A 13,790-nucleotide genomic window follows, 5' to 3' on the forward strand; every position below is an offset into this window, starting at 1 on the left:
GTCGGGAAGCGGCGCCGGCTCAGGAGGCTTTTTCGGGGCGGGAGTCGGCGGGGCGGGTGAGCTGGCGCCCGAAGGGCTCGGCGCCGGTGTCCACCGCGCGGCCGCGCAGCCAGGTGGTGCGGACGGCACCGGTCAACGTCCTTCCCGCGTACGGGGTCACCGGGTTGCGGTGATGCAACTCACCTGCGTGGACGGAGAATTCGCCGTCGGGGTCGAAGGCCACCAGGTCGGCGTCGCAGCCGGGCGCGATGGCGCCCTTGGTGCCGGTGAGGCCGACCAGTTCGGCCGGTCCGGTGGACATCCAGCGCACCACGTCGGCCAGGGTGTGACCGCGGCGGCGGGCCTCGGTCCAGACGGCGGGCAGGCCCAGCTGCAGCGAGGCGATGCCGCCCCAGGCGGCCGCGAAGTCGCCGCTGCCGCCGTACTCGGGCAGCAGCTTGAGGTCGGGGGTGGACGGCGAGTGGTCGGAGACGACGGCGATGAACTCTCCGTCGGCCAGAGCCTCCCAGAGCGCGTCCCGGTTCGCCTCGTCGCGGATCGGCGGGCAGCACTTGAAGGCGGTGTCGCCGTCCGGCACCTGCTCGGCGGCGAGGGTCAGGTAGTGCGGACAGGTCTCCGCGGTCACCCGTACGCCCTCCTCGCGCGCCCGCCGCAGCAGCGGCAGCACGGCGGCCGAGGAGACGTGCAGGATGTGCACCCGGGCGCCGGTGCGCCGGGCCGTGCGGAGCAGGTGGGCGACCGCCGCGGTCTCCGCGCCGGGCGGGCGGGAGGCGAGGAAGTCCCGGTAGTGGACGCCGGGTTGCTGCGGTGCGGCGGCGAGCACGGCCGGGTCCTCGGCGTGGATGATCGCCAGTGCCCCGATCCGGGCCTGCTCGGCCAGGGCGGCCTCCAGGTCGGCGGCCTCGACGTGCGGGAACTCGTCGACGCCGGAGGGGGCGAGGAAGCTCTTGAAGCCGAACACGCCTGCCCGGTGCAGGGGTTCGAGGTCGGCGACGTTGCCGGGGACGGCCCCGCCCCAGAAGCCGAGGTCGACCCATGCCTGGCCCTCGGCGGTCTTCCGCTTGACGGCCAGCCCGTCGACCGTGGTGGTGGGCGGGATCGAGTTGAGCGGCATGTCGATGATCGTGGTGACGCCGCCGGCCGCGGCGGCCCGGGTGGCGGTGGCGAAGCCCTCCCACTCGGTGCGGCCGGGCTCGTTGACGTGCACGTGGGTGTCGACCAGGCCGGGCAGCAGGGCGGTGTCGCCGAGGTCGACGAGCTCGCCGTCGCCGACCACCAGCGATCCGTGGGCGGCGACCTGCTCGATCCTCCCGTCCCGGATCAGCACGTCCGCGGGGCGCTCACCGGTGGGCAGCACCGCCCGGCGGGAGCGGATCACCGCTGGCTGGCTGAACGGCATGGGGACCTCCGAAACCTGGAACTGGGGGATGGGGGTACGCGGGGACACACCGGACCACACGGCCCGGGGAGGCGCTCGCGGGTGGTCGGAGTGGGTGGGAACCGAAGGATTGCCGGGAGCCTAGGGCCGCCTTCAACAAAACGTCAATGGAGGAACGTACGAGGGATCAGGCCGGCAGAAGCGCTCCGGCCAGCTGCTCCCCCGCCACCTCGGCCAGCTCACCGGCCCTGGTCATGCTGTCCCCCGGCTGCTCGGCCAGGTCGGTGAGCGCGATCGCGGCGGTGAAGCCGGCCGCCCGCCACTCGGGCTCGGACAGCTCCAGCCGACCCGCCACGGCGGCCACCCGAACCCCCGCCCGAGCAGCCGCCGCGGCGACTCCGGCGGGGGCCTTGCCGTGGAGCGTCTGTGCGTCCAGGCAGCCCTCGCCGGTGACGACGAGACGTGCCCCACGCACGGCCTCGTCGAAACCCAGCAGTTCGAGCAGCAGCTCGATACCGGGTCGCATGGTGGCGCCGAGCAGTGCGAGGGCGGCGAAGCCCACCCCGCCCGCGGCCCCGGCGCCGGGGGCCTGCCGCACGTCGCGTCCGGTGACCGCGGCCACCTGGTCGGCGAAGCGGGTCAGCCCCTCCTCCAGGACCACCAGGTCGTCGCCGTCGGCCCCCTTCTGCGGGCCGTACACGGCGGTGGCGCCGCGCGGTCCGAGCAGCGGGTTGTCCACGTCGCAGGCGACCACGACCTCGACGCCGGTCAGCAGACCGGCCAGCGGCCCGAGCTCGATCCGCTCCAGGCGGCGCAACGCGGCGCCACCGGGCGGCAGTTCGACGTCGTCGGCGTCCCGCAGGCTGACTCCGAGCGCCTGCACCATGCCGGCGCCGCCGTCCGTGCAGGCGCTGCCGCCGAGGCCGAGGACGATCCGCTTGGCGCCCCTGGACACCGCCCGGCCGATCAGCTGGCCGACGCCGTAGGAGCCGGCCGCGAGCGGGGCGGTCCGGCCGCCGGGCAGCCGGGCGAGGCCGGAGGCCTGGGCCAGCTCGACCACGGCGGTGTCGCCGCGGACGGCGAGCGCGGCGTCCACCGGCAGACCGGTCGGACCGGCCACCTTGGCCGGGACGCGGTCGAAGCCGGCCGCGAGCGCCGCGGCCAGGGTGCCCTCGCCGCCGTCGGCGACGGGCAGTTCGCGCACCTCGGTGCCGGGCGCGGCGCGCCTGATGCCGGCGGCGATCCGGGCGGCGACCTCGGCACCCTCGAGGGTGCCCTTGAACTTGTCCGGCGCTACGACCACGTGACCCTGGTGGGGGGTGGGGGGCATCGGTGGTCCTCACTTCCGTACGGGGTCTGGCGGTGGTTCGACAAGCATGTGTCCGGTGGCCCGGGGAAGGCGACCCCCGCCCGGGTGGTGCGGCCAGGGCCGCGGAGGTGCGGCCAGGGCCGCGGAGGTGCGGCCAGGGCCGCGGAGGTGCGGCGCCCCCTCCCCGCCGTTCCCCTCGTCCCGCTTCCGACGTACGAGGGGCTCCCCTCGGCGGGGAGGGGGCCGGGCGACACGCAACAGGCACGACCGAAGTGCCCCCGGGGGAGGGTGTGCGCGTCACCGGCTTGGGTCGACCGGCGGGCGGGCGGATGAGCCCCTGCCCGCACGCCGGTCGGGCCTGGCCTCCTGGCGGCGCGGGCACGACCGGATCAGGTACACGCCGCCAGGAGGAGTCTGTCGGGGCCGGGGCCCCTTCGTCACTTGACCGCGCGGGTCGGTTGAGCCCGCGGGTCAGTTGACCGCGTGGGTCAGTTGACCTCGCGGGTCACTTGACCTCGCGGCCGGAGAGCCGCTCGACGCCGCGCAGCAGCGCCGAGTGGTCGAGCGGGCCGTCGCCGTTGGCCCGGGCGGAGGCGACCAGCTGGGCCACCACGGCGCCGACCGGCAGCGCGGCGCCCACGGCACGGGCGGCGTCGGTGACGATGCCCATGTCCTTGTGGTGCAGGTCGATCCGGAAGCCGGGGGCGAACTCGCGGTTGAGCATGTTCGCCTTCTTGCGGTTGAGCACGGTGGAGCCGGCCAGGCCGCCGCCGAGCACGTCCAGCGCGGCGGCGAGGTCGACGCCGGCGTTCTCCAGGAACACCACGGCCTCGGCGAGCACCTGGATGTTGACCGCGACGATCAGCTGGTTGGCGGCCTTGACGGTCTGGCCGGCGCCGTCCGGGCCGACGTGGACGACCGTGGTGCCCAGCGCGTCGAACAGCGGCTTGGCCTCGGCGAAGTCCGCCGCCTCGCCACCGACCATGATCGACAGCACCGCCTCGATCGCGCCGGCCTCGCCGCCGGAGACCGGGGCGTCCAGGGTGCGCACGCCCTTCTCGCGGGCGGCCTTGCCGACCTTGATGGAGGTCTGCGGGGTGATCGAGGACATGTCGATCACGAGGGTGCCCGCGCCGACGTTCTCCAGGACACCGCCCTCGCCGAGGATGACCGCCTCGACGTGCGGGTCGGCCGGGACCATGGTGATGACGACCTCGGCGTCCTTCACCGCGTCCGCGATGCTGGCGGCGCCGTGGCCACCGGCCGCGACCACGGTGTCGATCGAGGCCTGGGAGAGGTCGAAGCCGGTCACGTGGTGGCCGGCCTTGACCAGGTTGACGGCCATGGGCTTGCCCATGATGCCGAGGCCGACGAAGGCAATCTTGCGGGAGGCGCTCATCGCGTCGGGTTCCTTACGTGTGCGGGTGGGAGGGGTGGCTTTCCGGCGGCCGTCGGGCGCCGCGCTGCGGGGGCTGCCGGACCGCCTGGGCTGCCGGACTGCCGGGACTGCCGGACCGCCTGGGCTAGCGGGCCGCGCGCAGCTCGCGCGGCAGCCAGCCGAAGCTGTCCGCACTGACGCCGGTGGAGGGGCGGTACTCCAGGCCGATCGAGCCCGTGTAGCCCGCGGCGCTGAGCCGGGCGAAGAGGTCCTCGAAGTCCAGCTCGCCGGTGCCGGGCTCGTTGCGGCCCGGGTTGTCGGCGATCTGCACGTGGCCGATCCGGTCGGCGTAGGTGTCGATCACCGCCGCCAGGTGCTCGCCGTTCTTGGCCAGGTGGTACAGATCGCAGAGGAACTTGGCGTTCCCCAGGCCGGTGGCGGCGTTGACCTTGTCGACCACGTCGACCGCGGCGGCCGCGGAGACCAGCGGGTAGTCCGGCGACTCGGCCTTGTTGAGGGCCTCGATCAGCAGGATCGCGCCGATCCCGTGCGCCGCCTCGGCGGCGAGCACCAGATTCTCCAGCGCGAGCGCGTCCTGCTCGGCCGGCTCGACGCCCTCGATCCGGTTGCCGTACAGCGCGTTGAGCGCGGTGGCGCCGAGCGAGGCGGCGAGTTCCGCGGCGACCGGGACGTTGGCGCGGAACCGGTCCCGCTCGGACGGGACCGAGACGGTGCCCCGGGCGCCCCGGCTCAGGTCGTCCAGGAAGTTCAGGCCGGCGAGCCGGACGCCCGCCTCACCGAACGCCTTGCGCAGCGCGTCCAGTTCGGCCTGGCTCGGGGTGTGCTCGGTGCCGAAGGGCCACCAGAGCTCGGCGGCCGTGAAGCCGGCCGCGGCCGCGGCCGCGGGTCGCTCCAGCAGCGGGAGTTCGCCGAACAGTATCGACAGGTTGACCGTGAAGCCGTGCTTGGCAGCCGCCGTCACGTCCATCACCTCTCACTCTCTCTTCCTTCATCCGCAACTTCCACGATCCGGAAGAGGGATTCTGTGTGGTGGAAGCATCTCCGGCCCGGCGAGGCAGTGTCAAGGCTGTCGCAACATTTTGTTGAAGCGGCCGGGAGGGGCCCGCCACCAGCACCCCTGGCTGTTCGATCGCCCAGCCCCTGCCCCCGTCCACCCCCCGCTCGATACAGTGAGCACGTGCGATTGATGGTGGAGTTCACGACAGAACCGTTCGAACTGGACACGTTCCCGGAGCACGCCGCGGCGGCCCGCAAGGTCGTCGACGAGGCCGGCCTGGACGTGTTGGTCGGCCCCTTCGGAACCGGCGCCGAGGGCGAGGCCGAGCAGGTCCTCGCCGCGGTGACCCGACTGCTCCGGGAGACCCTGGACGCCGGGGCGACCCGGATCTCGGTCCAGGTCAGCCTGCTGGGCGAGGAGGGCGGTACGCCGTGACCGAGCAGCACGTGGAACACCCGCTCGCCGCGGCGGTCAAGCCGCTACTGGCCGCGGTCGGCGCCACGCCCGTCCCGCTGGACGAGGCGAAGGCCGAGGACGTCGTCCTGGAGTGGGAGGGCACCCCGGCCCTGGCCGTCCGGCTGCCGCACCTGAGCAGTGCGCTGGACCGGCTGCTGGCCGAGATGACCCGGCAGTTCGACGGCCGTCCACTGGCCGAGCTGGACCGCTGGGAGAAGCAGCGGGTGGTCGCCCTCCTGGAGGAGCGCGGCGCCTTCACCGTCCGCCACGGGGTCGAGACGGTCGCCTCGGCCCTGGGCGTCAGCCGTTTCACCGTGTACAACTACCTGAACCGCCAGGACGGCTCGAAGCCCTCCTGAGCGACCCCGGGCCGCCCCTGGCGGTCCGCCGACCGGGCGACCCCGCCGGTGCCGAGAAGTCTGGATCGGCGCACGGCGGGGCACACTTGGCGAATCGCACACGAAAGGGCCCCGCACCGGGGGCCGGTTCAAAACGTAACCACCAACCGTTCAACAAACTGTTGACGGCCGGGTGGGGCCGATCTAGCTTTCCGGGTGGCACCACTCTTCAGGAGGTCCACCCGTGACCAACCACCCCCACGCCCTTGACGCCCTGGCCGCGGCCGATGCCGCCGAGCTCGAAGGGATCCTGCTGGAGGTATGCTCCAGCCCCCGTTGGGCCGCCGCCGTCGCGGAGGCCAAGCCCTGGTCCAGCCGTGAGGCCCTGCTCGCCGCCAACGCGGCGGCGATGGCCGGACTGACCGCCGCGGACCTGCGCGACGCGATGGCCGGACACGCCCGGATCGGACAGCCCAAGGCGGGCGACGCCACCTCCGAGCGCGAACAGGCCGGGATCCAGGGCGTGGACCAAGCGGTCCTCGACGAACTGCACGAGGCCAACGCCGCCTACGAGGCCAAGTTCGGCCACGTGTTCCTGATCTGCGCGACCGGCCGCACCGCGGCCACCATGCTCGCCGCGCTGCGCGAGCGCCACCCCAACGATCCCGCCACCGAGGCGGAGATCGTCCGGGGCGAACTGCGCAAGATCAACGACATCCGGCTCAACCGCCTCCTCGACGCTTCCTGACCTCTCGTCAAGAATGCTTCGTGGGCGGTCCGACGCCGCCCGTGCGCCGCTCTTTCCCATTTCGACTGACGCGCGATCATCTCTGCCATCAGTAAGGTCACTTCACCCATGACTGGCATCTCCACCCACGTGCTCGACACCAGCCTCGGCCGCCCGGCCGAGGGTGTTCCGGTCGAGCTCGCACTGCACACCGAGGGTGGCTGGCAGGTGCTCGGCACCTCCGCCACGGACTCCGACGGCCGGGTCAAGGACCTGCCGGCCGTGGAGGCGGGCTCGGTCGTCCGGCTGCTGTTCGACACCGCCGCCTACTACGCGCGCAAGTCCGAGGAGCCGCCGTTCTTCCCCGAGGTCTCGATCGTCTTCACGGTCGCGCCCGCGCAGCACCACTACCACGTGCCGCTGCTGCTGAACCCGTTCGGATACTCGGTCTACCGCGGAAGCTAGTAGACCGACCTTGAAGCTTAGGAGCCTGTCATGGCCCACGTGCTCGGTCAGAACCAGTACGGCAAGGCGGAGAACCGCATCGTCCGGGTCTACCGCGACTCCACCCGGCACGAGATCAAGGACCTGAACGTCTCGGTCGCCCTCCAGGGCGAGTTCGAGGACGTCCACCTCACCGGGTCCAACGCCAACTGCCTCCCCACCGACACCACCAAGAACACCGTCTTCGCCTTCGCCAAGGAGTACGGCATCGACTCGGCCGAGGCCTTCGGCATCCTGCTGGCCCGGCACTTCGTCGACGACACCGAGCGCGGCGTCGTGCACAGCGCCCGGATCCGGATCGAGGAGTACGCCTGGGACCGGATCAAGACGCCGGACAGCTCGGCCCGCTTCATCGGCTCGGAGGAGGTCGGCCACTCCTTCGTCCGCAGCGGCCAGGAGACCCGCACCACCGAGGTCGTCTACGACGGCGAGAAGGTCCAGGTCATCTCCGGTCTGAAGGACCTGATCGTGATGAACTCCACCAACTCGGAGTTCTGGGGCTACATCAAGGACAAGTACACCACCCTCCAGGAGGCGTACGACCGCATCCTCGCCACCCAGGTCACCGCCCGCTGGAAGTACGGCTACAGCGGTCGCGACGGCGAGGCCCAGCCCAACTGGAACCGCTCCTACACCCACGTGAAGCGGCACATGCTCGAGGCGTTCGCCGAGACCTACTCCTACTCGCTGCAGCAGACCCTGCACTCGATGGGCACCCGGGTCCTCAACAACCGCGCCGAGGTCGACGAGGTGCGCCTCGAACTGCCCAACAAGCACCACTTCCTGGTCGACCTGGAGCCCTTCGGGCTGAAGAACGAGAACGAGGTCTACTACGCCGCGGACCGCATGTACGGCCTGATCGAGGGCACCGTGCACCGTGAGGGCGTCGTACCGGTCATCCCGGTCGTCTGACCTCCCCCCACCGCGCCACCCGCTTCACCCCTGCTCCACCTCGCTCCACCTCGCTCCACCCCGCTCACCCACGGCCTCCGCCCGGAGTCGCCGCACCTCCGGTCCGCACGGGCCGGTCGAGTCCGGGCGGACCGCACCACCCGCACCACCTGTTTCTCCACCCCCACCAACCGGAGTTCGTGTCTGCCTCACGGCGGCCGGCCCGGTGCACTGGAGAAGCGCCCCGAGGGATCCTTGCTCCGCCGTCCCGCCCTCGGGGGGTCTCCAGCGCCACGGGCGCGCCGGGAGCCACGGGCACAAGAGGGGCTCGACATGGCACCCAGCACCACCAGCAGTAACGACGGCGGTTCCACCCCAGCAAGAACCCCAGGCCTGGACGGCGACTCAACCCGCCTCCCCGGCAAGCCGTCCGGGTCCGGTACCCACCCCGGTACCCACCCCGTGGACGAGGTGCTGCCCCCGGTGAAGCTGTTCTCCACCGGGCTCCAACACGTCGCCGCGATGTACGCGGGGGTCGTCGCACCCCCGCTCATCGTCGGCGCCGGCGTCGGACTCTCCGCCGCCGACCTCGCCCTGCTCATCTCGGCCAGCCTGTTCACCGCCGGACTGGCCACCCTGCTCCAGACCCTCGGCATCTGGAGGATCGGCGCGCGACTGCCGTTCGTGAACGGCGTGTCGTTCGCGGGCGTCGCGCCCATGATCGCCATTGCCGAAGAACACGGACCGAAGGACGCCCTCCCGGTGATCTTCGGAGCGGTGATCGTCGCGGGGGCCCTGTGCTTCCTCGCGGCGCCGTACTTCTGCAAGCTCATCCGGTTCTTCCCCCCGGTCGTCCAGGGCACCGTGATCACCCTCATCGGGGTGTCCCTGCTCCCGGTGGCGGTGAACTGGGCGCGCGGCGGCTCGCCGGGCGCCGCCGGATACGGCTCCATGCGGGCCATCGGCCTCGCCGCGATCACCCTCGTCGCGGTGGTGCTCTGCAACCGGCTGCTGCGCGGCTTCTGGCAGCAGCTGTCCCTGCTCATCGGTCTGGCGTTCGGCACCCTGATCGCCTTCCCGCTGGGGCTGGCCGACTCCGGCGCGGTCCAGGACGCGAAGGTCTTCGCGCTCCCCTCCCCGTTCCACTTCGGCGCGCCCGCGTTCGACGCCGCCGCGATCGTCTCGATGTGCATCGTCATGGTGGTCTCGATGACCGAGTCCACCGCCGACATGCTCGCCCTCGGCAAGATCGTCGAGCGCGAGGCCGACGAACCCACGCTCGCCGCCGGCCTGCGGGCCGACGGACTGGCCACCGCGCTCAGCCCCGTCTTCAACGGTTTCGCCGCCAGCGCCTTCGCCCAGAACATCGGGCTGGTGGCACTGACGAAGATCCGCAGCCGCTTCGTGGTCGCGGCCGGCGGAGGCATCCTGATCCTGCTCGGGCTCTTCCCGGTGCTCGGATCGCTCGTCTCCCTGGTGCCGCAGCCCGTCCTCGGCGGCGCCGGGATCGTGCTCTTCGGCACGGTCGCGGCGAGCGGGATCCGCACCCTCGCGGAGGCCGGCATGGAGTCGAGTGCCAACACCATCCTGGTGTCGGTCTCGCTCGGCGTCGGCATCATCCCGATCGCCGTGCCGAACTTCTACGACTCCTTCCCGGAGGCCGTCCGGACCCTGATGCACTCGGGGATATCCGCCGGCTGCGTGATGGCCGTCCTGCTCAACCTGCTCTTCCACCACGTCGGGGCCGCCCGCCGGTCAGGACCGGAACCGGAATCCAGATCCGGCCAGGCCCCCGGCGCGACGGTGCCGACGGCGACACCGTCCTGACCGGTCCGGGCAGGGGCGCGCACCGTGCGGTGCGCGCCCCTCCCGACCCTCCCCCCATAGGAGTGACACCATGGCAGTCCAGCCCCCACCCGCCGACCAGCGGATCGTGATCGAGAACGTCGCGATCGCCACCGTCGACGCCGCCGACACCGAGTACGCCCGCGGCCACGTCGTCATCCTCGGGAACCGGATCGAGTCGGTCGGGGACGGCCCCGCCCCCAACTGGCTGGACAACGTGGTGCGCCGCATCAACGGCGAGGGCCACCTGATCACCCCGGGCCTGGTCAACACCCACCACCACTTCTACCAGTGGATCACCCGCGGGCTCGCCCAGGACAACATCCTCTTCGACTGGCTGGTCGCCCTCTACCCGACCTGGGCCCGGATCGACGAGAAGCTCGTGCACGCCGCCAGCCAGGGCTCGGCCGCCGCCCTGCTGAAGTCCGGCTGCACCACCGCCTCGGACCACCACTACGTCTTCCCCAAGGACGGCGGGGACGTCCTCGGCGCCTCGATCGAGGCCGTCCAGGAGCTCGGTCTGCGCTTCACCGCGCTGCGCGGCTCGATGGACCGCAGCAAGAAGGACGGCGGGCTCCCCCCGGACCACGCCGTCGAGGAGCTCGACGACATCCTGGCCGCCTCCGAGGCCGCCGTGGACCACTACCACGACTCCTCGTTCGGCTCGATGCTGCACGTGGCGATCGCGCCCTGCTCGCCGTTCTCGGTCTCCACCGACCTGCTCCGCCAGTCCGCCGAACTCGCCCGCCGCAAGGGCGTCCGGCTGCACACCCACGGCTCGGAGACGGCCGAGGAGGAACAGTTCTGCAAGGAGCTGTTCGGCATGGGACCGACCGACTACTTCGAGTCGGTGGGCTGGCTCGGCGAGGACGTCTGGATGGCGCACTGCGTCCACATGAACGACTCCGACATCGCCAAGTTCGCCGAGACCGGCACGGGCGTGGCGCACTGCCCGTCCTCCAACGCCCGCCTGGCCGCCGGGATCGCCCGGGTGCCCGACATGCTCGAGGCCGGCGTACCGGTCGGGCTCGGCGTCGACGGCACCGCCTCCAACGAGTCGGGCGAACTGGGCACCGAGCTGCGCAACGCGCTGCTGATCAACCGGCTGCACGGCTACCCGACCGCGCTGACCGGGCGTCAGGCGCTGCGGCTGGGCACCATGGGCGGGGCCCGGGTGCTGGGCCGGCAGAACGAGATCGGCTCGATCGAGGCCGGCAAGCTGGCCGACCTGGCGCTGTGGAAGATCGACGGCGTCATGCACTCCTCGATCGCCGACCCGGTCGCGGCCCTCACCTTCGGCGCGCTGCCGCCGCTGGCAGTGCTGTTCGTCAACGGCAACGCCGTGGTCGAGAAGGGCGAGCTGACCACCGTCAACGAGGACCGGATCGCCCGGGCCTGCGCCCGCGCCGCCAAGGAACTGGCTTCCCGGCCGGTGTGACGGCCCGACACCGAAGAGCTCCGGGGCGCCCAGGGACGGTGCGCACCCGGACTCCGTAGGCCCGGCAGGGCGTACGGACCGCGGCCCCGAACCCACGGCGAGGGTTCGGGGCCGCGGTGCATGTGCGGGCGGGGTCGGCGGCCGGGCGCTGGCGGACACACGCAGCCAACAGATTTCAACGAACAGATTTCAGCAGACAGACTTCAGCGAACGGATGACAACTTTCATCATCTGTTCGCTGAAGTCTGTTCCCCGCCGGGCCGCCGGGCCGCCGGGCCATCAGGGCGCCAGCCGTCAGCCCGCGCGCCCCAGCGTCGCCAGGTAGGCGCGCCAGCCGCCGTGATGGGTGATCTCGCGGTGCACGCCGCGCTCGACCTCGCCCCGGGCCAGCAGCATGGACAGGCACGGGGAGCCGTCCTCCAGCTTGATCACGCCGAGTTCCAGCTCCCGGGGCTCGCCGGGCAGGATGACGTCCCGCAGGCGCTCCAGGCTGATGTCGTACAGCTCCCCCTCGATCGCGCTGTCCACGGCCGGGTCGGCCAGCAGACCCGGGCAGACGTCCGTCCCGCCGCTGTGGTCGATGGAGAAGAAGCGGTACCCGGGTGCGGTGCGGGCGGGGCCGATCAGGGCGTCGGCGACCTTGCCGTGGAACGGTCCGCCGACCATCGCCTGGCCGTTGAAGAAGATGCGTGCCATCGGTGAACTCCTCGCGAGGAAAAGACCGTTCCGTACGGCGACGAGAGGACAGGTGGATTCGTCGCCGTACGGAACGGAGCAAAGGGCGGCGGAACTGCTACAGCCCGGCAGGCGGCAGCGGTGGCGCCGGTGGATAGATTGGTGCTCAGCCCAGCAGGGGAAGCGCGGGGAGGGTCAGGAAGTCCGCGAACTCATCGGCCAGGGCAACCTGTTCGAAGAGCTGGGCGGCCTCGCGCCAGCGGCCGGCCTGGTAGGCCTCGGCGCCCAACTCGGCACGGAGCTCGGCCAGTTCGGTGGCGACCAGGCTGCGGACCAGCTCGGCGGTGGCCTTCTCGCCGGTGTCGGACAGCACGACCCCGTTGTGGATCCACTGCCAGATCTGCGAGCGCGAGATCTCGGCGGTGGCGGCGTCCTCCATCATGTTGAAGATGCCGACCGCCCCGAGCCCGCGCAGCCAGGCCTCGATGTAGCGGATGCCGACCTGGACGGCGTTGTGCAGCCCGGCGTGGGTGCAGGTGCCGCCGGCGCCCGCGACGTCGAGCAGTTCGGCGGCGGTGACGGGCTCGGCCGGCCCCGGGTTGTCCTTCTGGTTGGGCCGCTCGCCGAGCACCGCGTCGAAGGAGGCCCGGGCGACCGGGACGAGGTCCGGGTGGGCGACCCAGGAGCCGTCGAAGCCGTTTCCGGCCTCGCGGTCCTTGTCCGCCTTGACCTTCTCCAGCGCGGCCGCGTTGACCTCCGGGTCCTTGCGGCTGGGGATGAACGCGGCCATGCCGCCGATCGCGTGGGCGCCGCGCTTGTGGCAGGTCTGCACCAGCAGCCGGGTGTAGGCGGCCATGAACGGCGAGGCCATGGTGACGCTGTTGCGGTCCGGCAGGATGTAGTGCTCGCCGGCGTCGCGGAAGTTCTTGACGATCGAGAACAGGTAGTCCCAGCGTCCGGCGTTGAGGCCGGCCGCGTGGTCGCGCAGCTCGTGGAGGATCTCGTCCATCTCGAAGGCGGCGGTGATGGTCTCGATCAGCACGGTGGCCCGGACGGTGCCGTGCGGGATGCCGAGTTCGGCCTGGGCGTGGGTGAAGACGTCGTTCCAGAGCCGGGCTTCGAGGTGGCTCTCGGTCTTCGGCAGGTAGAAGTACGGGCCGGAGTTCGGGTCCTCGGCACCCTTGGCGAGCAGCCGGGCCGCGTTGTGGAAGAAGTACAGGCCGAAGTCGACGAACGCGCCGGCGACCGGGACGCCGTCGACGAGCAGGTGGTTCTCGTCCAGGTGCCAGCCGCGCGGGCGGACCACGACGGTGGCGAGTTCGGCGGCGGGCTTGAGGGTGTAGGCCTTGCCGGCCGAGCTGGTGAAGTCGATCCGGCCCTCGAAGGCGTCGATCAGGTTGACCTGACCGCTGACCACGTTCTCCCAGGTCGGGGAGGTGGCGTCCTCGAAGTCGGCGAGCCAGACCCTGGCCCCGGAATTGAGCGCGTTGATGACCATCTTGCGGTCGGTGGGGCCGGTGATCTCGACCCGGCGGTCCTGGAGCGCGCGCGGCGCCTCGGCGACCTTCCAGTCCCCGGCCCGGACGTCGGCGGTCTCGGGGAGGAAGTCCAGCGTGCCCGTACGGGCGATCTCGGCGCGTCGGGCCTTCCGCCTGGCCAGGAGCTCCTGCCGGCGTCCCTCGAAGGCGCGATGGAGGCCGACGACGAAGGCGACCGCCTCCGGAGTGAGCACCTCCTCCGCCCGGTGGACGCGCGGTCCGGCGACAGTGACGACCGGAGCGGCGGGGGAGGCGCCGACGGGCCCCTGATCTGCAGCCATGAGCAGGACACTCC

The 13,790-nt window shown here is 71.9% G+C and carries 13 protein-coding genes; 7 read left to right on the forward strand and 6 right to left on the reverse strand.

Annotated elements, in window-relative coordinates; all coding sequences use genetic code 11:
* Positions 1-19: 19 nt before the first annotated feature.
* The 4 genes from allB to BOQ63_RS12830 all read right to left on the reverse strand — a co-directional run bounded on the left by allB (position 20) and on the right by BOQ63_RS12830 (position 5,053).
* Positions 20-1,399, reverse strand: coding sequence for an allantoinase AllB (gene allB, locus BOQ63_RS12815; protein ID WP_030282964.1), 1,380 nt, complete (start codon positions 1,397-1,399; stop codon positions 20-22).
* Between the two features lie 166 nt (positions 1,400-1,565).
* Entirely contained in the window at positions 1,566-2,708 is a 1,143-nt protein-coding gene (locus BOQ63_RS12820) for a glycerate kinase (protein WP_037829275.1), read from the reverse strand.
* 484 nt (positions 2,709-3,192) lie between these two features.
* Complete coding sequence (locus tag BOQ63_RS12825; RefSeq protein ID WP_030282968.1) at positions 3,193-4,086, reverse strand: 2-hydroxy-3-oxopropionate reductase; 894 nt, start codon at positions 4,084-4,086, stop codon at positions 3,193-3,195.
* 124 nt (positions 4,087-4,210) lie between these two features.
* Positions 4,211-5,053, reverse strand: coding sequence for a TIM barrel protein (locus tag BOQ63_RS12830; RefSeq protein ID WP_072654269.1), 843 nt, complete (start codon positions 5,051-5,053; stop codon positions 4,211-4,213).
* Between the two features lie 219 nt (positions 5,054-5,272).
* Between BOQ63_RS12830 and BOQ63_RS12835 the strand changes: the two genes are divergently transcribed.
* From BOQ63_RS12835 to BOQ63_RS12865, 7 genes are all read left to right on the forward strand, one after another.
* A complete protein-coding gene (locus BOQ63_RS12835; protein WP_078656799.1) occupies positions 5,273-5,518 on the forward strand; it encodes a thiamine-binding protein in 246 nt (81 codons plus the stop codon).
* Positions 5,515-5,898, forward strand: coding sequence for a helix-turn-helix domain-containing protein (locus BOQ63_RS12840; protein WP_030282975.1), 384 nt, complete (start codon positions 5,515-5,517; stop codon positions 5,896-5,898). Before BOQ63_RS12835 ends, BOQ63_RS12840 begins: the two co-directional genes overlap by 4 nt.
* Before the next feature lie 223 nt (positions 5,899-6,121).
* Positions 6,122-6,625, forward strand: coding sequence for a 2-oxo-4-hydroxy-4-carboxy-5-ureidoimidazoline decarboxylase (uraD, locus tag BOQ63_RS12845; RefSeq protein WP_050366448.1), 504 nt, complete (start codon positions 6,122-6,124; stop codon positions 6,623-6,625).
* A gap of 108 nt (positions 6,626-6,733) precedes the next feature.
* Positions 6,734-7,069 carry a hydroxyisourate hydrolase gene (gene uraH / locus BOQ63_RS12850; protein WP_030282979.1) on the forward strand — a complete coding sequence of 112 codons (336 nt, stop codon included), beginning with the start codon at positions 6,734-6,736 and terminating at the stop codon, positions 7,067-7,069.
* Between the two features lie 30 nt (positions 7,070-7,099).
* On the forward strand, positions 7,100-8,020 hold the full coding sequence (gene pucL, locus BOQ63_RS12855) for a factor-independent urate hydroxylase (RefSeq protein WP_030282981.1): 921 nt from the start codon (positions 7,100-7,102) through the stop codon (positions 8,018-8,020).
* 312 nt (positions 8,021-8,332) lie between these two features.
* Positions 8,333-9,826, forward strand: a complete 1,494-nt coding sequence (locus BOQ63_RS12860; RefSeq protein ID WP_499504045.1) for a nucleobase:cation symporter-2 family protein — start codon at positions 8,333-8,335, stop codon at positions 9,824-9,826.
* Between the two features lie 70 nt (positions 9,827-9,896).
* Positions 9,897-11,282, forward strand: a complete 1,386-nt coding sequence (locus BOQ63_RS12865) for an 8-oxoguanine deaminase (protein WP_030282986.1) — start codon at positions 9,897-9,899, stop codon at positions 11,280-11,282.
* A gap of 294 nt (positions 11,283-11,576) precedes the next feature.
* On the opposite strand, the gene BOQ63_RS12870 is transcribed toward BOQ63_RS12865, so the two are convergent.
* Complete coding sequence (locus BOQ63_RS12870) at positions 11,577-11,978, reverse strand: allophanate hydrolase-related protein (protein WP_030282988.1); 402 nt, start codon at positions 11,976-11,978, stop codon at positions 11,577-11,579.
* A 145-nt stretch (positions 11,979-12,123) separates the two neighbouring features.
* Entirely contained in the window at positions 12,124-13,776 is a 1,653-nt protein-coding gene (gene aceB / locus BOQ63_RS12875) for a malate synthase A (protein ID WP_030282990.1), read from the reverse strand.
* Positions 13,777-13,790 lie beyond the last annotated feature (14 nt).

The sequence above is a fragment of the Streptomyces viridifaciens genome, assembly GCF_001888885.2.
GTDB lineage: Bacteria > Actinomycetota > Actinomycetes > Streptomycetales > Streptomycetaceae > Kitasatospora > Kitasatospora aureofaciens.